This window comes from Methylobacterium sp., assembly GCF_028290105.1.
Lineage (GTDB): Bacteria > Pseudomonadota > Alphaproteobacteria > Rhizobiales > Beijerinckiaceae > Methylobacterium.
Map to the genome: position 1 here is coordinate 1 of NZ_JAQGKL010000215.1, position 20,990 is coordinate 20,990.

Genomic DNA, 20,990 nt, shown 5'->3' on the forward strand with positions numbered 1-20,990 from the left:
CGATGGTGCCCTTCATGCGGCCGGCCACATCCGCCACCGGGATGTTGATCCACTGGCGCTTGGCGACGATGGCGGCGAACTCGTCCCGGTTCTCGGGCTTGTCGCACCACATCTGGGCCTCGATCACCGCCATCAGCAGCGCCTTGGTGGCGTTGGGGTACTTCTCCGTGAAGGAGGCCCGCATGGCGAAGGCCTTCTCGGGGTGGTCCTTCCAGAGCTCGCCGGTGGTCAGGGCCGAGTAGCCCAGGCCCTGCTGCACGAGCTGCGCGTTCCACGGCTCGCCGACGCAGAAGCAGTCCATCGTGCCGACCTTCATGTTCGCCACCATCTGGGGGGGCGGAACCACGATGGTCTCGATGTCCTTGTCGGGGTCGATGCCGCCGGCCGCCATCCAGTAGCGGATCCAAAGGTCGTGGGTGCCGCCCGGGAAGGTCATGGCGGCCTTCACCGACTTGCCGGTGGCCTTCTTCTTCTCGATCGCCGCCTTGAACACCTTGGAATCGAGGCCGACCTTCTGGTCGAGGTATTCCTTGGCCACCGAGATGCACTGGCCGTTGGTGTTGAGCCGGGCCAGGATCTGCATCGGCACCGGCACGTTGTTCTGCGTCACGCGGCCGGCGGAGATCAGGTAGGGCATCGGCGAGAGGATGTGGGCGCCGTCGATGCCGTTGCCCTCGGAGCCGAGCACGAGGTTGTCGCGGGTGGTGCCCCAGGACGCCTGCTTCAGCACCTCGACGTCGGGCATGCCGTGCTTGGCGAAGAAGCCCTTCTCCTTGGCGACGAAGAGCGGGCCGGCGTCGGTGAGCGCGATGAAGCCGAGCTTGGCGCCCTTGACCTCGGGGCCGGCCCCTTGCGCGAAGGCGCCACCCGGCAGGGCGGTGCGGGCAAGCGCGGCCAGGGAGAGGGTCGCGGCGGCGCCCTTCAGGAGGTCACGGCGATTGTTGCGAACACCGTCAGTCATCAAACCCGACACCCTCGAAAGCATGGACACCCGTCAAAGAAAAAACCGCCGACCAAGCACATCCATCGAACGCGAGACGTGCGTTGCGTGGGGGACTCGGGTCAGCGGCTCTGCCGACGGATAGGGCCCGTCATCGTTGGCGAGCCATCCTGCACCTGCACGGGGCGTGCCAAGCCCATCGGCGCGCCCGCAGGCTCGCTCGGCGGCGAGATCCGAGAACCGCTCCAAAGTTCTCCGGCGACAGCGATTTGTCGAAAATGCCTCACGGCGTTTCGCCGGTGCGCGCCGGCGGAGGGGCGCCCCCACCGACGGCACGGCGCCCATCCACGCGCCAATTTCCGCACTGCACAATCCGCAGGCAGGTTGCCGGTGCGGGCGGCAGCGGGTCCTCAATCCGCGAGGGCGGCCTCGTAGAGGTCGGGCCGGTAGATCGCCCGGGCCCGGGCGGTCAGCGCGGGGGTCGGTGCGATCTGCCCGGCCTCCCTCATCCGCTCCACGAACCAATCGGCCTGGGCCGGCAGGGGCCGCTCCGCCGCGGCGCCGAACACCACGAAGCGGGGCGCGCTCCGCTCGGTCCCGTCGGGATCGACCACGACGGTGCCGGCGAGCGCCCGGCCCACGAGGTCGGGATCGATGCCGAGATGGTCCGGATGGGCGAGCAGGCGCGCGAGCTCGCGCCGGTTCCCGGGCTCGGCGCACCAGTGCCCGGCCCGGCGCACCGCCCGCACAAGCGGGGCGCAGCCGGCCGTCGCGTAGCCCGGCAGGGCCAGCACCTTTTCCGGGCCATCGGGGGCGAGGTCGCAGCCGAAGGCGGCGATGCGGCCGTAGCCCTGCGCCACCGCGACGCTGTTCCAGGGGCTGCCGGCGCAGAAGCCGTCGATCTGCCCGCCGCGCAGGGCCTCGGCGATCCAGGGCGGCGGGATCACCACCATCCGGGTCTCGGCGTCGAGGTCGAGGCCGCCGCGGGCGGCGAACATCCGGAGCTGGTAGGTGTGGCTGGAGAACGGGTGCACGGTGCCCAGCGTCAGCGGCCGGCCCCGCCCGGCCCGCGCGCGCGCCGCCTTGGCGAAGGCGCGCGCCACGCCATCGAGGTCGTCGGCGTCGAAGCCGCCGGCCTCTTCGACCATCGCGGCCCAGAGCGGGCGCGAGACCGTGACCGCGTTGCCGTTGAGGTTGAGCCCGAGGGGGATCGCGAGGTCGGTCTCCGGCCCGCTGATGCCGAGGGCGCTGGCGATGGCCAGCGGCGCCAGCATGTGGGCGCCGTCGAGGTGGCCGAGCGCCAGCTTGTCGCGCAGGGTCGCCCAGGAGGGCTCGCGCACGAGGTCCACCGCCAGGCCCTCCGCGGCGGTGAAGCCGCGCTCGACCGCGACGATGAGCGCCGCCGCATCGATGAGGGGGACGTATCCGAGGGCCAGCCTCATCCGAGCAGGTCCGCCGCGGTGACGATGGCGCGGGCGATGTCGGCGATCTTGCGCTTCTCGTTCATGGCCTTGCGCCGCATCAACCGGTAGGCCTCCTCCTCCGGGAGGCCCCTGGCGGTCATCAGGATGCCCTTGGCCCGCTCGATGAGCTTGCGGTCGGCGAGTTCGCCCCGCGCCTCGGTCAATTCCCGCTGGAGCCGCGCGAAGGCGTTGAAGCGCAGGATCGCCACGTCGAGGATCGAGCGGATGCGCTGCGGCTGCAGCCCGTCGACGACGTAGGCCGAGATGCCCGCATCCATGGCCGCCTGCATCATCGGCACGTCCGAGCGGTCGACGAACATCGCCACCGGGCGCTCCACGTGGCGGGACAGGCCCGACATCTGCTCCAGGATGTCCCGGCTCGGGCTCTCCAGGTGGATGACGACGACGTCGGGGTTGAGGGCCGCCACCCGCGCCGGCAGGTCGGCGGTGTCGGGCAGGACGACGACGCGGGTGAAGCCCGCTGCCGTCAGGCCTTCCTCGAGGATCGCCGCGCGGGCACGGCTCGGGTCGATCACGGCGACGGTGAGGGTCGGCTCGGTCATCGGTGTCCGGGGACGGATCGGGGGCGGGGCGGATCAGGGGGGCGGATCGGGATGGAGAACGGTCCGGCAGGTCGCATGCGCCTTGCGCGGATGACAAGGTCCGGCGCGCGAAATCGGGGACGCAAGCGGCATGCCCGGCCCTTCCCAGGCCCTTCCCAGGCCCTTCCCCGGCGCTTCGTTACCGTCGGGAGAGGAAACAGCCCAGGTTCCGCCGCAAACGGCCCGGCTAATGGCGCCGGCGGATCGAACCCGCACAGCGAGGTCTTTTCGGATGTCAGCGTGCACGCCCCCCGATCATGCGGCGTTCGAATCGGGCGCGTCGCGCGGCGTGACCCCGCCTCTCCTGCCGACCCTGATGATGGCGGTGATCCTCGGCGCCGCCTCCTACTTCTGCCACGAGCCGGCGGCGGTGCAGGCCCCCGCGCCCGTCCTGGCCACGGCGGTCGCCTCCGCGCCCGTGGCGACGGCGGAGGCGCCGTTCATCCCGGCCCCCCTCGCCTTCCAGACCCAGTTCCCCATGATCGTGCTGGCGCAGGCCGAGCCTGCGCCCGCCGCGCAGGCCCACAAGGCCGCCCGGCCGGCCCGCATCGCCGCCGCGCGCCGGGTCGAGAGCCCCCGCGCCGTGACCAGGACGCTCGACAAGGGCCCGGACAGGGCGCCCTCCACCCCCGACAAGCCGCTGCCCTTCGCGGCCGAGGACGCGCCCGGCACCGTCGCGGCGTCCGACGAGGGCGTGCTGCCCGACATCGCCCTGCCCGAGATCGCCCTGCCCTTCGCCCCGACGATCCGCGCGGTGACGCAGGCGGGCGTGGCCGCGAGCCAGGTCGGTGCGGCCGCGGGCGCCTACATGGATGCCAAGGCCGCGGCGCTGGGAGCCAAGAGCGCCGCGCTCGGCGCCGAGACCGTCAGCCTCGGGGCCGCCGTCTCCGGCTGGGTCGAGCGCCTGCGCTGAGGCTCCGGCCCGTTTCGCGAGGCCCGATCCCTACCCCCACCCACGCACTTGCCAACCAGCAATCGCCGCGCCGACCCTGGACCCTGCCGGGTTCGGAGATTAGGTGGACGCGAGCGATGCTGCGCGGCCCCGTGACGGTCGAGGTCGCGGAGGTGGGACCGGGATGGCGGGACGGATCGAGGATTACGCGCTCGTCGGCGATGGCCGCACCGCCGCGCTGATCGCCCGCGACGGCAGCGTCGACTGGCTCTGCTGGCCCCGCTTCGATTCCGCCGCGTGCTTCGCCGCCCTGCTCGGCACCGAGGATCACGGCTTCTGGAAGCTCGGCCCCGCCGATCCCGATCCGAAGACCACGCGGGCCTACCGCGACGGCAGCCTCGTCCTCGAGACCCGGCACGAGACCGCCACCGGCACCGTGCTGGTCACCGACTACATGCCCGCCAACGACGGCTCCCACCTCGTGCGGATCGTCGAGGGGCTCGCCGGCTCCGTGGCCATGCGGATGCGCCTGCGCGTGCGCTTCGATTACGGGCTCGCGGTGCCGTGGGTCTCGCACAACGAACTCGGGGATCTCCGCGCCATCTCGGGCCCGCACAAGGTGGTGCTGCGCACCCTGGTGCCGACGCACGGCGAGGACCAGACCACCGTCTCCGAGTTCACGGTGGAGGCCGGCCAGAGCATGGCCTTCTCCCTGAGCTACGGACCCTCCCACGAGGACGATCCGGCGCCGATCCAGCCGCGCAAGGTCCTGTTCGAGACCGACCGCTACTGGCGCGACTGGTCGGACCGGGCGGCCTCCGGCACCCCCTGGGACGCGATCCTCAAGCGCTCCCTCCTGACCCTGAAGGCGCTGATCTACCGGCCCACCGGCGGCATCGTGGCGGCCCCCACCACCTCCCTGCCGGAGGATCTCGGCGGCGTCCGCAACTGGGATTACCGGTTCTGCTGGCTGCGCGATTCCACCTTCACGCTGATCGCGCTGATGGATGGCGGCTACATCGACGAGGCGCGCGCCTGGCGCGACTGGCTGGTGCGGGCGGTGGCGGGCAACCCGGAGCAGGCGCACATCCTCTACGGCATCGCCGGCGAGCGCATGCTGCCCGAGATCGAGCTCGACTGGCTGCCCGGCTACGAGAACTCCAAGCCCGTGCGCATCGGCAACGCGGCGGTGGAGCAGTTCCAGCTCGACGTCTACGGCGAGATCTTCGACGCGCTCTACCAGGCGCGCCAGCGCGGGCTCCAGGGCGACGTCGACGGCTGGCGCGTGGGCGAGGCGCTGCTGCGCCACCTGGAGGCGGTCTGGTGCACGCCCGACGAGGGCATCTGGGAGGTGCGCGGCGGGCGCCGGCACTTCGTGCATTCGAAGGTCATGGCCTGGGTCGCCTTCGATCGCGCCATCCGCTCCTTCGAGGAGGCGGGCGGCCACGAGCAGGACGCGATCCGCGCCACCGGCGTGAACCACCGGCCGAGCCGGACCCGGGACGTGCCGGTGGCGCGCTGGCGCGAGATCCGCGACCAGATCCACGCCGAGGTCTGCGCCAAGGGGTTCGATACGGAGCTGAACAGCTTCGTGCAGTCCTACGGCTCGAAGCGCCTCGACGCGAGCCTGCTGCTGATCGCCCATATGGGCTTCCTGCCACAGCACGACCCGCGCGTGGTCGGCACCGTCGACGCGATCGGCCGCACGCTGATGCGCGACGGCTTCGTGCTGCGCTACGACACCGAGAACCAGACCACGGACGGCTTGCCCGGCGACGAGGGCGCCTTCCTGCCCTGCTCGTTCTGGTACGCCGACAACCTCATCGGGCTGGGCCGCTGCGAGGAGGCGCGTGCGCTGATCGAGAGGCTGATCGGCGTCTGCAACGATGTCGGATTGGTGGCGGAGGAGTATGATGTGAAGGCCAAGCGCCTCGTGGGCAACTTCCCGCAGGCCTTCAGCCACGTCACCCTGGTCAACACGATCCTGAACTACAGCCGGGCCAAGGGTCCGGCGCGGGAGCGGAGCAGCGGCTCCGCCGACGCACGATCCCTGGGTGGGGTCCCGCCCCGGCCCCGACGGCACGACGCCTGAGCGTTCCGGACGCGCGGCGAACCGGCCCGAGAGATGCACACATGAAGGACGACGACAGATGAGTGGCGCAGAGACCAAGCCGAACGCGGCCCTGAGCACGATCGACAAGCTCAGCATCGACACGCTCCGGACCCTCGCCATCGACGCGGTGCAGAAGGCCAATTCCGGCCATGCCGGCGCCCCGATGGCGCTGGCGCCCGTGGCCTACACCCTGTGGAACCGCTACCTGCGCTACGACCCGGCGCATCCGCACTGGCCGAACCGCGACCGCTTCGTGCTCTCGGCCGGCCACGCCTCGATGCTGCTCTACGGCCTGATCCACCTCGCGGGCGTCGCCGAGAAGGACGGCGGCAACGCCCCCGCGCTGACGATCGACGACCTCAAGAACTTCCGCCAGCTCGACAGCCGCACCCCCGGCCACCCCGAATACCACTTCACCACCGGCGTCGAGACCACCACCGGGCCGCTGGGCCAGGGGGTCGCGAACTCCGTCGGCATGGCGATGGGCGGCCGCTTCTTGGGCGAGCGCATGAACCGGCCCGACCTGCCGCTGTTCGACTACAACGTCTACGCCATCTGCTCGGACGGCGACCTCATGGAGGGCGTCGCCGCGGAGGCCGCTTCCATCGCCGGGCACCTGCGCCTGTCGAACCTGTGCTGGATCTACGACAACAACACCATCACCATCGAGGGCCACACCGAACTCGCCTTCTCCGAGGAGGTCGCCGCGCGCTTCCTCGCCTATGGCTGGCAGGTGCTGCGGGTGGCGGACGCCAACGACGTCCACGCGATCTCCTCGGCCCTCGAGACCTTCCTCCAGTCGAGCGACCGCCCGACCCTGATCATCGTCAACTCGATCATCGGTTTCGGCGCGCCCAACAAGCAGAACACCCCCAAGGCCCACTCGGACCCCCTCGGCGTGGACGAGGTCAAGGGTGCCAAGCGCGCCTATGGCTGGCCCGAGGACGCGCAGTTCCTGGTGCCGGACGGCGTCTACGACAATTTCCGCGATGGCATCGGCAAGCGCGGCGCCGAACTCTTCGCCACCTGGGAGGGGTTCTTCCACGAGGCCAAGGCGTCCGACGAGACCCTGGCGGAAGAGCTGTCCGCGTACCTGGAGGGCCGCCTGCCCGAGGGCTGGGACCGCGACATCCCGGTCTTCGCGCCCGACGCCAAGGGGCTCGCCACCCGCGAATCCTCCGGCAAGGTGCTCAACGCCATCGCGCCGCACGTGCCGTTCCTGCTCGGCGGCTCCGCCGATCTGGCGCCGTCCAACAAGACCAAGCTCGAATTCGAGGGCGCCGGCACCCTGTCGCCCTTCGAGCCGGGCGGCCGCAACATCCATTTCGGCGTGCGCGAGCACGCGATGGGCTCCATCGTGAACGGCCTCGGCCTCGTGGGCCTGCGCGCCTACGGCGCCACCTTCCTGGTCTTCGCCGACTACATGCGCCCGCCCATCCGCCTCGCGGCGCTGATGGACCTGCCGGTCTTCCACGTCTTCACGCATGATTCGATCGGCGTCGGCGAGGATGGCCCGACCCACCAGCCGGTGGAGCAGTTGCTCACCCTGCGGGCGATCCCCGGCCTCGTCACCCTGCGGCCGGCGGATGCCAACGAGGTCGCGGAAGCCTACCGGGTGATCATGACCCTGAGGAACCAGCCGGCGATCCTGGCGCTGAGCCGCCAGCCCCTGCCGACCTTCGACCGCACCACCTACGGCAGTGCGGCCGGCACCGCCAAGGGCGCCTACGTGCTCGCCGACAGCGAGGGCACGCCGGACGTCATCCTGATCGGCACCGGCTCCGAGGTGCAGCTCTGCGTCTCCGCCTACGAGGCCCTGAAGGCGGAGGGCGTGAAGGCCCGCGTCGTCTCGATGCCGTCCTGGGATCTGTTCGAGCGCCAGGACGAGGCCTATCGCAACAGCGTCCTCATCCCGGAGGTGCTGGCGCGCGTCGCCGTGGAACAGGGCTCGGTCATCGGCTGGGACCGCTACGCGGGCTCGGCCGGCACCATCATCGGCATGAGCACCTTCGGCTCCTCGGCGCCGATCAAGGACCTGCAGTCGAAGTTCGGCTTCACCCCCGAGAAGGTCCTGCAGGCCGCCCGCGACCAGATCGCCCGGCACAAGACGGCGGGCTGAGGCGTCCGCCGACCGGATCCGGACCACAGTCCTCCTCCCGCTCGGGGGGAGGAGAGGCGTACAACCGACGATGCGTGGGTGCGCGTGCTCTTGCGCGACGCCAGGACGACGAGGAGTTTTCCATGAACCCGCTCAAGGCTCTCTTCCCGCAACAGGGCCAGGCCGTGTGGCTCGATTTCGTCGCCCGCGGCTTCGTGGCCGACGGCAGGCTCAAGGCGCTGGTGGACACGGACGGCCTGCGCGGCGTGACCTCGAACCCCTCGATCTTCGAGAAGGCCATCGGCGGCTCGGCCGAGTACGACGACGCCCTGAAATCCGTGATGGCGCAGGGCGATGCCCGCGTCATCGACCTCTACGAGGGCTGCGCGATCGCCGACATCCAGGCCGCCGCCGACGTGCTGCGCCCGGTCTACGACGGATCCGACGGCGCCGACGGCTATGTCAGCCTCGAGGTCTCGCCCTACCTCGCGCTGAACACGCAGGACACCCTGGAGGAGGCGCGCCGCCTGCACGCGATGGTGGCCCGCGACAACCTGATGGTGAAGGTGCCGGCCACGCGCGAGGGCATCCCGGCCATCGAGGCCCTGACGGCGGACGGCATCAGCATCAACGTCACCCTGCTGTTTTCGGTCGACACCTACGAGGCCGTGGCCCGCGCCTTCATCGCCGGCCTGGAGGCGCATGCCGCCAAGGGCGGCGACGTCTCGAAGGTCGCCAGCGTGGCGAGCTTCTTCATCAGCCGCATCGATGTCGCGGTCGACAAGGCGCTCGACGAGAAGGGCGGCTACGACGACCTCAAGGGCAAGGTCGCCATCGCCAACGCCAAGCTCGCCTACCAGCGCTTCCAGGCGATCCACGCCGAGCCGACGTGGCAGGCCCTGGCCGCCAAGGGCGCCAAGGCGCAGCGCCTGCTCTGGGCCTCCACGGGCGTGAAGAACAAGGCCTATTCCGACGTGCTCTACGTCGAGGAGCTGATCGGCCCCGACACCGTCAACACCATGCCGCCCGCCACCATGGACGCCTTTCGCGACCACGGCACCCTCAAGAGCGCCATCGAGAGCGATGTGGCGGGGGCGCAGGCCGTGATGGCGCGCCTCGCCGAGGCCGGCATCGACATCGGCACCGTCGGCGACACCCTGGTGGAGGAGGGCGTGCAGCTCTTCATCGACGCGGCCGACAAGCTGCTCGGCGCGGTCGCGGGCAAGCGCATCGACTTCCTGGGGCCGAAGCTGAACGCCCAGACCCTGGTGCTCGACGAGGCCTTGAGCGCCGCCGCGAAGAAGGCCGTCGAGGAGTGGCGCGCCTCGGGCAAGATCCGCCGGCTCTGGGCCCACGACAAGACCGTCTGGAGCGGCGCCGACGAGGATCGCTGGCTCGGCTGGCTGCGCATCGTCGAGGACGAGCTCGAACGCGTCGCCGATTACCAGGCCTTCGCCGAGGAGGTCCGGGCCGGCGGCTTCTCCGACGTCGTCGTGCTCGGCATGGGCGGGTCGAGCCTTGGGCCCGAGGTGCTCGCCGAGACCTACGGGGCCCATGCGGGCTTCCCGACCCTGCGCATCCTCGATTCCACCGATCCCGATCAGGTCCGCGAGACGGAAGCCGCGATCGACCTGGCCACAACGCTGTTCATCGTGGCGAGCAAGTCCGGCTCGACCCTCGAGCCGAACGTGTTCCGCGATTACTTCCTCGGCCGGATGAAGGAGACGGTGGGCGCCGAGAAGGCGGGCGCGCATTTCGTCGCCGTCACCGATCCGGGCTCGGCCATGGAGAAAGCGGCGAAAGCCGACAACTTCCGGCGGATCTTCTACGGCGTGCCCCAGATCGGCGGGCGCTATTCCGTGCTCTCCGCGTTCGGCCTCGTGCCGGCGGCGGCCTCCGGCATCGACGTGAAGGCCTTCCTCGACACGGCGCGGATCATGGTCCGCTCCTGCGGCCCGGCCGTGCCGCCGGCCCAGAACCCGGGCGTGCTCCTCGGCACCGCCATGGGGGCGGCGCTTGGTGCCGGCCGCGACAAGGTCACGATCATCGCCTCGCCCGGCATCGACACCTTCGGCGCCTGGGCCGAGCAGCTCATCGCCGAATCCAACGGCAAGGAAGGCAAGGGCCTGATCCCCATCGACGGCGAGCCCGTCGACGTGCCCGCCGTCTACGGGCGTGACCGCTTCTTCGTCTACCTGCGCCTCGACGGCCGGGCCGATCCGCACCAGGACGAGGCCGTGCGCAACCTCGAGCGCGAGGGCCATCCGGTGGTGCACATCGCGCTCGCCAACGAGGAGCAGCTGCCGCAGGAATTCTTCCGCTTCGAGATCGCCACGGCGGTGGCCGGGTCCCTGCTCGGCATCAACCCCTTCGACCAGCCCGACGTCGAGGCGAGCAAGATCGAGACGAAGAAGCTCTTCGACGCCGCCGAGAAGAGCGGCGCCCTGCCCGCCGAGACGCCGCTGTTCTCCGACGAGACGATCGCGCTCTACGCGGATGCGGGCAATGCCGGCGCCCTGCCCCAGGCCTCGCAGGGCCTGGAGGCTGCGGTCGCCGCCCATCTCGCCCGGGCCAAGGACGGCGATTACGTGGCGCTGCTCGCCTATGTGGCGCGCAATCCGGGCCACCACGCGATCCTGCAGGAGGCCCGCATCGCGCTCCGGGACACGCGCCGCCTCGCGACCTGCCTCGAATTCGGGCCGCGCTTCCTGCACTCCACCGGACAGGCCTACAAGGGCGGGCCCGACACCGGCGTGTTCCTGCAGATCACCGCCGACCCCTCGGCGGATCTCGCGATCCCCGGCCGCAGCCTCGGCTTCGGCACGGTGGTGGCGGCCCAGGCGCGCGGCGACTTCTCGGTGCTCGCCGAGCGCCAGCGCCGGGCGCTACGCGTCCACATCCGGGGCGGCGACGTGGAGGCCGGGCTCAAGCGCATCGCCGCCGCGATCAGGGCGGCCCTTTAGGGCTTCCCCCGGGGCGCCGGCCACGAAAAAACCGCCCGTTCCCTGCCGGGGACGGGCGGTTTCCGTTTGGGGATGCCCCGGGTCCGCGAGGGCCCGGGGCGGGGCGCGTCAGATGCGGCGGTCGCCGTAGGCGAGGGCCGGCGAGACGGTGCCGAGGCGTCCGCCGAGGAAGGCCGCGAGTGCGCCGAGGACCAGTGCCAGGGCGGCGTAGAGCGAGCCTTGAGCGGCGGCGCTGCGGGTGGCCTCGGCGGCGGCCTGGGCCTTCGCCTTGGCGTCGGCCACGGTCTTCTCGTACTGCTTGCGGTAATCCTGGACCTGGGCCTTCGCCTGGTCGGCCGGGATGCCCTGCGCCTTGGCCAGCGCGTCGGTGGCCGTCTGCTCGGCCTGGGCCTGCTGGGCGGCGTCACCCGAGAGATAGGCGCGGACCGCGCTGGCGGCGGCGTTGCGGAGCGCCTCCGGGTCCTGGTTGCCGGAGGCCTGGCGGACCTTGCTCTCGATGCCGTCGAGGGGGTTGCCGACCTTGGTCAGCGAGGGGGCCGCGGCCTGGGCCGCCGTCTGCACCGTGCCGCCGATCGCCGAACCGGCGCCGCCGAGCACGCTGGTGATGCCGCCGAACGCGCCGCCGAGGATGCCGCCGACCGCCGAGGTCAGCAGGTAGACGATGACGAGGGTGGTCACCGCCCAGGAGATCAGGCCGTGATAGCCGCTGGTCGAGCCCACCGGCTTGCCGGAGAGGCGGCCGGCGAGGAAGCCGCCGATGAGCGAGGCGACGATGCCGGAGCCGACCCACCACAGGCCCGCGCCCGTGGAGAGCGAGCTGGCGCTCGGCGTGTCGGTGCCGGTGGGGTTCAGGGTGGACAGGCCGATGCCGAGACCCACCATGTTGAGGATCATCTGGGCGACGAGCGCCGCGACGGCACCGGCGAAGATCGCGCCCCAGGAGACCTGATTGACGAGGACCGTGCGGCCTTCGGCGCTGGAAACGGGCGTGGGAGAGAGAGCCAAGGACGAACTCCTGGGGAACAGACGTCGAGAAGGAAAACGAGCGAGGGCCCCGTTCGTACCCGTGCGACCGGAGTCTCCGTCGAAACGGAACCCGGCGTCGGGGATCGGTGGGGCCGCGATGCGGCCGATCACACGGCAGCGATTGCACCCGACAACGTGGTTCGGACGCATTGGTTCTGATGATTTCTGATCAATTGCCTGGAAAATGTGCGTAGGGCCGTCCGCTGCCGACCCGGGATGCACCGCGCCATGCGTCGCCCCGGTCCCGGCCCGGCTCGTCGAGCGCCGGAGCCGCCGTCCACATAAGGCTCCCCGCGCGGGGCGCGGGGCACCGCCACGCCGTCACGTCGAGGGCGGCGCGCGTGCGCCGTTCCCTCGGCCGTTCCCCTGGCCGCCCCCGACGATCGCGGGGCAACGGCGCCGGTCTACTGGGTGAGCTGCGTGTCGGCGGAGCTCGGTCCGACGCCCTTCGGCACCGGGACGTCCGTGGCGCCGTACTGCGCGTTCAGCATCAGGTTCGGACCGTCGTAGAGGTTGATCATCCGGGCGACGATCACCGTGTAGGCGGACTGGTCCGCCACCGGCTTGCTGGCGTCGATGATGAGCCGGCCCTGGGGCAGGTAGATCGTCCCCAGCAGGGTCCGGGCGTTGTCGCTGATGATGCGGTATTCGCGGGAGAGCAGCGTCCCGCCCGGGGGCGCCTTCGCCTTGCCCTTGCCGTCCAGGGGCAGCAGGGAGAGCACCGATCCCACCAGGCCGCCCAGCGAGGACAGCGGCGTGCGGTCCTCCTGGAGCAGCAGGCCCGACATCGGGCCGTCCTTCGGGGCGGTGAGGCTGATCGTGCTCTTCTGGTCGAAGAGGAGGCCCGTCGTCAGGCCCGTGAAGTAGAACCCGACATTCGAGCCCGTGAGCGTCGCGTGCTTGTCCACGACGAGGGGGCCGTCCTTCATGACGTAGACGCCCGGCTCAAGGGTGACGTTGCCGCCCTTGGTGATGTGCAGGCCGCCGCAATAGGTGCCCGGCCGCAAGGTCGTTCGCGTGCTGACGACGTTCACGCCGTAGCGCTTGTCGTCGGGGGCCAGGAGCGCCGCCACCGGATTGAGGATCAGGGGAAGGATGAGGCAGGGCTCGACGGGGGGCGCCTCGCGGTCGGCGAGGGGGTCGCGCAGGGCGGGGCAGCCGGTGGCCGGCGGCGGCGTGAAATTGGCCCCGGAGCCTGCGTAGCCGCCGGCGGAACAGGCCGAGAGGGCCGTGGCGACCGCGAGGCTCTCGCCCTGGATGCCCGCGGCGCTCAGCGAGTTCGAATACAGCGAGCAATCCGTGGCGGTGACCCGCGCCCCGCTCTCCATGTGAAAGGCGCCGGCCGCGAGCGGATCAAGGGCCAGCAGGCAGAGCCGGGTCGTCCCGGCGAGCTTGGCCGTCGAGCGCACCGCCACATCGACGGTGGGCATGTTGATGAGCTTGCCCATGGAGAGCGCCACGCTCTCTGACACGCTCACCTGCACACCGGTCCGATTGCCGATCACCGCCGCCGTGACCTGCGGTGTGGCGCCGCCGTTGTTGCGCGCCTGAGCCTGGGCCGTCGCGGTGGCGATGCGGACCGCGCCGGCATCGTCGGCGTTGGCGAGCTTGAACTGGTTGACGCCCGCGATGCTGGCGGCATCGGCCGCACGCTGCAGTTCGGCGCGGCGCTTGGCGAGGCCGGCATACTCGACGGCCACCGCAGAGAGGCCCATCAGGACCGGCATCATCAGCGCGAAGAGCACGACGACCCCGCCGCGCTGGTTCCGCCTGAACTGGCTCATGGACGTGAACGACATCGGTTTTTCTCCCGACGTCGTCATGGAGCCGAATTCTCTAAATTTGTTTGGATGAATCCCGGAGGTTTCGCGAGCAGCGTTTACAGCCGGTAAGTCATCAAAAGCTGCGACAAAAGCCGCGAGTCTCGAGCCGGGGCGGACGACCCGACCAAGGTAAAGCCGAGGAGCGGGTAGACTTCGACGCGTCAGCGTCCGGAGCGATGAGGGTCGTGAGGTTGAGCCAGGACCTCCGAGACTTGCGGTTGCAAGGCCAGTGCGACCTGACGCGGAACCAGGAGGACCAGCTCCCGGTCTCCCGGTTTGCGAAAGCGCATCGCCAAGGTGTCGCCACCGTCGATCATCTGAACGCCGGTGAGGCTGGCCACGGACAGAACCAGCAACGGGTCTTCGTCGGTCATGCGCATAGCCTGATGCGCAGCCCCTCTACGCTCGCGCTGCGTATGGCATCGAGGAATGAATGTCGAGTTTCGCGCCATTCCATCGCGCGCTGCCCAAGCGTTCACGGTCCACCGAACCTCGAGACAGAGCGTCGTCGCGCAGCAGCCCCTGTCAGGCGTCGAGCAACACGCGAACCACGAACGCCCGGAGACGTTAAGGGCGCAAGCCGGACACTGCGACACGGCTCTGTCGCCGGCGCGCAGGCTTGTGGCGCGCTGTTCCTGTACGGGCGTAACCTTCGCGCGGCCCGCGCTTCAGACCGCGAAGCCGTTCTCCCGGCCCCAGATGATCGCCTCGCCACGGCGGTGGATGCCGAGCTTGCGGTAGAGGGCGGCGGCGTGGTTGCGCACGGTGTTGGGCGTCAGGCCGAGGCGCTTGGCGATGGCGGCGTCGCCGAGCCCCCGGCAGATCAGGCGCAGGACCTCGCCCTCCCGCCGGGTCAGGTCGGGCCGGGGCGCCGTGGCATCCGGGGTGCCGGACTGGCGCAGGCTCCCGAGCTTATCGATCAGGCCCCGGCTGAACCAGGAGGTGTCGGCCATCACGGCCTCGATCGCCTCGAACAGCTCGCGCTCCGAGCGCTTGCGGTCGCTGATGTCCTGGAGGACGGCGAGGAGGCAGGCCTCCTCGCCGATGGTGACGCTCTCGGCGGAGACGAGGCAGTCGCGCTCGATCCCGTCCCGGCTGCGCAGGCAGGCCTCGAAGCCCAGCACGCTCCCTCGCGCGGCGAGATCCGCCTCGAAGCGCGCGCGCTGGGCGGCGTCGCTCCAGAGGCCGAGGGCATCGAGCCCCTGCCCCTCCACCGCCTCCCCGGCGTGGCCGAAGACCCGGGCGAAGGCCTCGTTCACGCCGATCACCGCGAGGCCGTCGGCCTGGACCAGCAGCGTCGGCACGGGGGTGAGGCGGAAGGCCGTCGCGAAGCGCTCCTCGCTGTGGCGCAGGGCGGTCTCGGCCTTCTTGCGCAGGTCGAGGTCGGCGAAGGTGAAGAGCATGCAGGGCTCGTCGCCCATGTCGATGGGTTGGCCCGCCACGATGACGAAGCGGGTTCCCCCGTCGGGCAGGCGCAGGCAGGCCTCCATCTGCGGGATCGTCGCGCCCGCATGGAGGCGCGTGATGGCGAGGTCCCGGTTGCGCGCGTCCGCCAGCACGTCGACCTCGTAGACGCTGCGCCCGAGGACGTCCTCGCTGCGATAGCCCGTCATCTCCAGGAAGCCGAGATTGACCTTGACGTGGCGCAGGTCCGAGAGCCGGCAGATCACCGCCGGGGCCGGGTTGGCGTTGAAGGTCTTCTCGAAGCGCGCCTCGGCCTCGAATTGCGCGGTGACGTCGGCGATGATCAGCACGAGGCAGTCCGGCTGCCCGGCCGCGTCGGTGATCACGAGGCTGCGGATGCGCTGCATCACGTCGAAATCCGGGCGGTCCGCCCGGCGCACGTTGACGACGACCTCGTCGAAGCTCTCGCCCGCCAGCACCCGCTCGATGGGGGTGCGGGTGAGGACGTGGTGGTTGCGGTAGCGCAGGGTGAAGCGCGTCCGATAGGCCTCGACGGTGCCGCCGAGCTCGGAAAGGTCGGCCGCCCCGTGCATGGCGAGCGCCGCCGCGTTGGCCCAGGCGATGCGCTGGTCGGGCTCGATCAGGAGCACGCCCTCGGTCAGGCCGGCGATGATCTGGTGGAGCTGGGAACGGTCGACACCCGTCGTCAAAGGTCGTGGCATCCCTGCGTGCTGGGTGGCGCTCGCGTCGCGCGCGTGGGGTCGGCGCCCCGGAGCGAACGTGGCCGTTCACCTGAGACGAACGCGGGCCGCCACGAGTCGTTGCCGGATTTTCCCGGCCGGGGAAGCTTGGCCGCCGCTTTGCATACAAAATTCCCGGAGAATTCAAAGGCCGGAGACCGCGATGTGCCAGGGTGACGATCCGAACTGCGCCCACTTTGCCGAGCACCGGGCCCGGTTGCGCGACGACCTCGCGCCGGAGCGCCGGGCCTTCCTCAAGAGCGGCTTCGTGGCGTCCGGCGGGGCGGCGGCCCTGATGGCCGGCGGGCTCACCCTCCCGGGCCAGGCCCTGGCGCAGGCGAGCGCCCGCAAGGGACTCAAGCAGACGGCGCATGTCCACCTGCCCGCCACCGCCGAGACCGTGCATTGGGGCTATTTCAGCCGCAGCCTCAAGCCCCAGGTCGAGATCGAGTCCGGCGACTACGTCACCATCGAGACCCTGACCCACCACGCCAACGACGATGCCGAGCGCATGGTCACCGGCGATCCCGGCGCCGAGAGCGTGTTTCTCTGGACCAAGGACCGCAAGGGCGTCGCCCGCCGGGGCGCCGGGCCGGAGGAGACGAAGTTCGGCCCCGGCGGCGGTCTCGGCGTGCATATCTGCACCGGGCCGGTGGCGATCCGGGGCGCCGAGCCCGGCGACGTGCTGGAGGTGCGCATCCTCGACGTGAGTCCGCGCCCCTGCGCCAACCCGGCCTTCAAGGGCCGCACCTTCGGCAGCAACGCCGCCGCGAACTGGGGCTACCACTACAAGGACATGATCACCGGCGACCGGCCCCGCGAGGTGGTGACGATCTACGAGGTCGATGCCACGGGCGGGCGCGACTGGGCGCAGGCCGTCTACAACTTCCGCTGGCCCGGGGTGACCGACCCCAACGGCGTCGACCATCCGACCATCGACTATCCGGGCCTGCCGGTGGACCACGCCAGGACCAGCCGCAACTTCGACGTGCTGAAGGGGTTCCGGGTGCCCATCCGCCCGCATTTCGGCACGATGGGCCTCGCGCCCAAGGAGGCCGAGATGGTGAACTCGATTCCCCCGAGCTACACCGGCGGCAACATCGACAACTGGCGCATCGGCAAGGGCGCGACCCTGTACTATCCGGTGGCGGTGCCGGGCGCCCTGTTCTCGGTGGGCGACCCCCATGCGAGCCAGGGCGATTCCGAACTCTGCGGCACCGCCATCGAGTGCTCGCTCACCGGCACCTTCCAGTTCATCCTGCACAAGAAGGCGGACCTGCCCGGCACCGCCCTGGAGACCCTCGACTTCCCGATGATCGAGACCGCCGAGGACTGGGTGCTCTCAGGCTTCAGCTATCCGAACTACCTCGCCGATCTCGGCCCGGACGCCCAGAACGCGATCTTCTCGAAATCCTCCATCGACCTCGCCATGCGCGACGCCTTCCGCAAGATGCGCGGGTTCCTCATGCACGGGCACGGGCTCACCGAGGACGAGGCGATCTCGCTGATGTCCATCGCGGTGGATTTCGGCATCACCCAGGTGGTCGACGGCAACTGGGGCGTCCACGCCATCGTCAAGAAGTCGATCTTTCCGGTGCGGCCCGCCCCCTAGAGGCGGCCGACCCGCAGCGACAGCGGCCAGCGCACGCCTCGTCGCTCCCCCGGATCGCCCCAGGCCTCGGCCAGGGCGGCCCGGAACGCCGTGATCGGCCCGCGGCCCAGCGCCCGCTCGGCTGCCCGGACCGCCGACCAGGTCTCGGTGTAGCCGATCAGGTCGTCGAGGCCCCAGGCGACCTCGATGGAGAGAGCCGGCGCCGGGATCTCGGCGAACGGGATCTCGGCGAACGGGAACGCCAGCGTCCGGTAGCCGTCCTCGACATGCCGGCGCTCGGGCGGCCAATGGGGCCCGAGGACGTCGCGGTAGAAGTCCCGCACCACGGCGTCGGCCCGCGCGTCCGCCACCTCCAGCACGCCGTAGCTGATCAGCGCCAGGATTGCCCGGGGCCGGGCCACCCGCCGGACCTCGGCGTAGAACGCCTCGAGGTCGAGCCAATGCGCCGCCTGCGCCACGGTGATCAGGTCGGCGCTCGCATCGGGCAATCCGCTGCATTCGGCGGGCGCGATGCGGTACGTCACCGCCGGATGTTGCAGCGCCTGCGTGATCTGTTGCGCACTCGCATCCGTGGCGACGACCCGCCCGAAACGAGCGCCGAGCGGCACCGACAACTGCCCCGTGCCGCAGGCGCAATCGAGGGCGAGATCCCGTCCCGGCGCCGCCTCGGCCAGAAAATCCACCAGCGCGGCCGGATAGGTCGGCCGATGCGCCGCGTAGCCGGCGGCGTGACGCGAGAAGTGGTCCTTGAAGCTCGTCATCGCCGTCGCCCCCCTTCGGGCGCGAGGGTAGCGCATCCGGACGCCCTTTCGCCCTGCCCCGATATGGCGCCCGCGCCACAGTCGTCGCAGCGCGTCGGAGCCGTTAACGAACCGGTTACCATGGCGGCCTAGCGGATCTGCGGAGGACGGCGCAAGTGGGGCGCCGATCGAGCGCAGATCATGACAATCGTCGAATCCGTCCTCAGCTTCTGGGTAGGCGCGAAGGCACATCTCGACATCTTCGGAATATTGGGGCTCGGGCTTGGATTTGCGGCCGGGATCCTGCCGCGGCGGAGCTGGATGCTTCTGGCCTCGGCGGCCTGCGCGACCTGCTTTGCCCTCCACTACCTGCATCTCGGGGCATTCACCGGCACGGCGATGTGCGTCATCGCGATCCTGCAGAACCTCGTCTCCGCCCAGGCCGTCGGTCCCGAGCGCCGCGCCGCCTGGGTCGCGCCTGTGTTCGCGGCAAGCTCGCTCGCCGCCGCCGGACTCGTGCTGGCGACCTGGAACGGCTGGCCCTCGGCCTGCGCCGGCCTCGGCACCCTCCTGGCGACGGCCGCACGCCTGCAGGGCGTGGCCCGGACGATGCGCCGCCTCTTCGTCGGCGCCAGCCTGTGCTGGGCCGTCCATAACGCCCTCGTCGGCTCCGCCTTCGGCCTGACCTGCGACCTGCTGACCCTGTCGGGCCTCGCGATCGCGCTCCTGCGCCAGCAGCCGGACCGGACCCTGTCCGGCCGACCGGTCCGGGAGCGTGGACTCGATGAGGTCGCGGCGCTGTAGGCGTCAGCCGCCGACGATACGCCCCTCCAGGCCGAACAGGCGGCCGAGGCCGCGCACCCGGTTGAGGATGCGGTCGCCCGGCAGCGATGCTTGGCCGGGGGGAAGCGTCAGGGTCACCCGGCCTTCCTCGACGAGGACGGGCAGGCGCCCGAGGGCGCCCTCCATGCCGGCCGAGAGGGGATAAGCGAGGCGCAGGAGCGCGCCCAGCAGGCGGGCGCGCTCGAACAGGCGGGGCCCCGCGAGGTTGCGCAGCATCGGGCTCGCCTTTTCGGGGGCGATGCCCTCGTGGCGGAAGTAGATGGCGAGCGCGAGATAGGCCCGCCCCGGGTGGTCGATGCCCACGAAGGCCGCGTGGGTGATGACGTTGACGCTCTGCTCACCGCGATAATCGGGGTGCGCCCGCCAGCCGATATCGGACAGGAGGCAGGCGGCGTGGCGCAGGCGGCGCTCGTCGGCGGTCTCGGGCGCGTCGAGGCTCGCGATGAAGCGGTCGCTCCAGGCGATCAGGTCGCGGGCGTGGCCGGGCGAGCGGGCGCGCAGGGCATTGAGTTCGGCGGCCGCCGCCAGCAGCGGGTCGGCGAGGCGCGCGTCGCGGTCGAGTTGCTCGTAGAGCAGGCCCTCGCGCACGCCGGAGGCCGAGACCGCGAGCTCGCGCGGGCGCCCGATCCGGATGATCTCCTCCAGCACCACTGCCCCGTAGGCAAGCAGCGGGCGGCGCGCCTCCGATACGCTCTCCACGTCCTGCAGGAGTGCCGCGTCGGTGCGCTCCACCACTTCGAGGAAGTTCAACTCGTCGGAAGGCTCGACGCTGTAGCCGTGCATGACGTGGAGCGGGTAGCCCCGGGCCGATTGGTGCAGCCGCGCCAGCGCCCGCCAGGTTCCGCCCACCGCATAGAAGCTGCGCCCGCGCAGGGTCTCCAGTTGCGGAGCGGCCTTCTTCAGGTTCTCGCGGACGATCTTGAGCGCCTTCTTGACCGAACCGCCCGAGAGGTCCTGCAGGGCCAGCCCGCCGAGGGGCATCGTCACGCCCATGCCCACCGTGGCGCCGCGCACGTCGACGAGTTCGAGGGAGCCGCCGCCGAGGTCGCCGACGACGCCGTCGGGGGCGTGGAAGCCCGAAATGACGCCGAGCGCCGAGAGTTCGGCCTCGCGCCGGCCGGAAAGGAGTTCGATCCGCTGGCCGCAGGCGGCCTCCGCCGCCGCCAGGAAGTCGGTCCCGTTCTCGGCATCGCGCGCGGCCGCCGTGGCGAGGACGAAGACTTGGCGGACCCGCATGGTCTCGCAGAGAACCCGGAAGCGCGCGAGCGCCATGAGGGCCCGGCGCACCGCCTCCTCGTTGAGGCGCCCCGTCGTGAGCACGTTGCGGCCGAGGCCGCACAGCACCTTCTCGTTGTAGAGAGGGGTCGGCGCCCGCGTCAGCCCATCATAGGCGACGAGCCGCACCGAGTTCGAGCCGATATCGATGATCGCCACCGGCTCGATGGGGTACCCGGACCCTGGGAAGGGCGCCGGGCTGGCAGGGTCGAGGCCCATGCGGGCTCCTCTGGACAATCCGTCGGTCACACTGCCGTCAGCCACGCTGCGCGCGACGGCTCAGGGCGCGCGGGCTCGACTTCTTCGACGACTTGCCGCGCCCGGACAGGCTCGGGTTCGTCATGAAATACTTGTGCGCGTTGAACGGCTCCTCCCCTTCGGCAGGCTGGATCCGCTCGCTGGCACCCGACGCCAGTACACGCCAGCTCTGGCGGTTGTCGAGGAGGTTGGCCAGCA

The 20,990-nt window shown here is 70.8% G+C and carries 15 protein-coding genes and 2 pseudogenes; 6 read left to right on the forward strand and 11 right to left on the reverse strand.

The window, feature by feature from the left end:
* The 3 genes from JWQ05_RS15390 to JWQ05_RS15400 form a co-directional block, all read right to left on the reverse strand.
* Positions 1-961, reverse strand: a 961-nt coding sequence (locus JWQ05_RS15390; protein ID WP_299659985.1) for a CmpA/NrtA family ABC transporter substrate-binding protein, incomplete at its 3' end; no start/stop codon positions are given.
* Positions 962-1,350: 389 nt separating this feature from the next.
* Positions 1,351-2,382 (reverse strand): CmpA/NrtA family ABC transporter substrate-binding protein, encoded by a 1,032-nt coding sequence (locus JWQ05_RS15395; RefSeq protein WP_299659987.1) that lies wholly within the window; start codon positions 2,380-2,382, stop codon positions 1,351-1,353.
* Positions 2,379-2,966 (reverse strand): ANTAR domain-containing protein, encoded by a 588-nt coding sequence (locus JWQ05_RS15400; protein WP_299659990.1) that lies wholly within the window; start codon positions 2,964-2,966, stop codon positions 2,379-2,381. The genes JWQ05_RS15395 and JWQ05_RS15400 overlap by 4 nt, the downstream gene beginning before the upstream one ends.
* Positions 2,967-3,294: 328 nt before the next feature.
* Here JWQ05_RS15400 and JWQ05_RS15405 point away from each other — a divergent pair, with 328 nt between their 5' ends.
* On the forward strand, positions 3,295-3,918 hold the full coding sequence (locus JWQ05_RS15405) for a hypothetical protein (RefSeq protein WP_299659992.1): 624 nt from the start codon (positions 3,295-3,297) through the stop codon (positions 3,916-3,918).
* Positions 3,919-4,081: 163 nt separating this feature from the next.
* Positions 4,082-5,989: a glycoside hydrolase family 15 protein gene (locus JWQ05_RS15410; RefSeq protein WP_299659995.1), complete on the forward strand. Its 1,908-nt coding sequence runs from the start codon at positions 4,082-4,084 to the stop codon at positions 5,987-5,989.
* 110 nt (positions 5,990-6,099) lie between these two features.
* Here the strand turns inward: JWQ05_RS15410 and JWQ05_RS15415 are convergent.
* Positions 6,100-6,161 (reverse strand): annotated as a pseudogene (locus JWQ05_RS15415) (hypothetical protein).
* Here JWQ05_RS15415 and tkt point away from each other — a divergent pair.
* Positions 6,153-8,129 (forward strand): annotated as a pseudogene (tkt, locus tag JWQ05_RS15420) (transketolase); the annotation flags it as partial. The pseudogenes JWQ05_RS15415 and tkt sit on opposite strands and share 9 nt — an antisense overlap.
* Before the next feature lie 122 nt (positions 8,130-8,251).
* Complete coding sequence (locus JWQ05_RS15425; RefSeq protein WP_299659998.1) at positions 8,252-11,071, forward strand: bifunctional transaldolase/phosoglucose isomerase; 2,820 nt, start codon at positions 8,252-8,254, stop codon at positions 11,069-11,071.
* Positions 11,072-11,179: 108 nt separating this feature from the next.
* Here JWQ05_RS15425 and JWQ05_RS15430 read toward each other — a convergent pair whose 3' ends face one another.
* The 4 genes from JWQ05_RS15430 to JWQ05_RS15445 form a co-directional block, all read right to left on the reverse strand.
* Positions 11,180-12,076, reverse strand: coding sequence for a PhnA-like protein (locus JWQ05_RS15430; RefSeq protein WP_299660001.1), 897 nt, complete (start codon positions 12,074-12,076; stop codon positions 11,180-11,182).
* 425 nt (positions 12,077-12,501) lie between these two features.
* Complete coding sequence (locus JWQ05_RS15435) at positions 12,502-13,896, reverse strand: TadE/TadG family type IV pilus assembly protein (protein WP_299660003.1); 1,395 nt, start codon at positions 13,894-13,896, stop codon at positions 12,502-12,504.
* Positions 13,897-14,081: 185 nt separating this feature from the next.
* Positions 14,082-14,294: a hypothetical protein gene (locus tag JWQ05_RS15440; RefSeq protein WP_299660006.1), complete on the reverse strand. Its 213-nt coding sequence runs from the start codon at positions 14,292-14,294 to the stop codon at positions 14,082-14,084.
* 294 nt (positions 14,295-14,588) lie between these two features.
* Complete coding sequence (locus JWQ05_RS15445; RefSeq protein ID WP_299660009.1) at positions 14,589-16,034, reverse strand: helix-turn-helix transcriptional regulator; 1,446 nt, start codon at positions 16,032-16,034, stop codon at positions 14,589-14,591.
* A 193-nt stretch (positions 16,035-16,227) separates the two neighbouring features.
* Here JWQ05_RS15445 and JWQ05_RS15450 point away from each other — a divergent pair, with 193 nt between their 5' ends.
* Positions 16,228-17,676, forward strand: a complete 1,449-nt coding sequence (locus JWQ05_RS15450) for an acetamidase/formamidase family protein (protein WP_299660011.1) — start codon at positions 16,228-16,230, stop codon at positions 17,674-17,676.
* On the opposite strand, the gene JWQ05_RS15455 is transcribed toward JWQ05_RS15450, so the two are convergent.
* On the reverse strand, positions 17,673-18,437 hold the full coding sequence (locus JWQ05_RS15455; protein ID WP_299660012.1) for a class I SAM-dependent methyltransferase: 765 nt from the start codon (positions 18,435-18,437) through the stop codon (positions 17,673-17,675). The genes JWQ05_RS15450 and JWQ05_RS15455 overlap by 4 nt on opposite strands.
* A 180-nt stretch (positions 18,438-18,617) precedes the next feature.
* On the opposite strand from JWQ05_RS15455, the gene JWQ05_RS15460 reads away from it, so the two are divergent.
* The gene (locus tag JWQ05_RS15460) at positions 18,618-19,220 is read left to right on the forward strand and encodes a YgjV family protein (protein ID WP_299660014.1); all 603 of its coding nucleotides are present in this window, start codon (positions 18,618-18,620) and stop codon (positions 19,218-19,220) included.
* Positions 19,221-19,223: 3 nt separating this feature from the next.
* Here JWQ05_RS15460 and ppx read toward each other — a convergent pair whose 3' ends face one another.
* Complete coding sequence (gene ppx, locus JWQ05_RS15465; RefSeq protein ID WP_299660016.1) at positions 19,224-20,753, reverse strand: exopolyphosphatase; 1,530 nt, start codon at positions 20,751-20,753, stop codon at positions 19,224-19,226.
* A 37-nt stretch (positions 20,754-20,790) separates the two neighbouring features.
* A partial coding sequence (locus tag JWQ05_RS15470) for a hypothetical protein (protein ID WP_299660019.1) occupies positions 20,791-20,990 on the reverse strand: 200 nt, incomplete at its 5' end.